Raw genomic sequence first — 283 nt, forward strand, 5'->3', positions numbered from 1 at the left:
GCAACATCGCCGAGTGGGTGCGCCGTTTCGGCGGCGCGTACCCGCACATGCTGATCCTCGATGCCGACAGCCTGATGACCGGCGACACGCTGGTGCGGCTTTCATCCGCGATGGAGCGGCATCCGCAGCTCGCCCTCGTGCAGACGCTGCCGATGATCGTCAACGGGCGTACCTTCTTCGCGCGGATGCAGCAGTTCGCCGGCCGTGTATACGGCCCCGTCGTCGCCCAGGGCGTGGCGTGGTGGCACGGCGCCGAGGGCAACTACTGGGGTCACAACGCGCT

The 283-nt window shown here is 68.2% G+C and carries 1 protein-coding gene; it reads left to right on the forward strand.

The genetic code is table 11. From position 1 onward, the window contains the following. The coding region (locus OH705_RS27075) for a glycosyltransferase (protein WP_323873505.1) at positions 1-283 on the forward strand (283 nt) is incomplete at both ends.

The organism is Pseudomonas sp. BJa3, from assembly GCF_026343815.1.
Lineage (GTDB): Bacteria > Pseudomonadota > Gammaproteobacteria > Pseudomonadales > Pseudomonadaceae > Aquipseudomonas > Aquipseudomonas soli.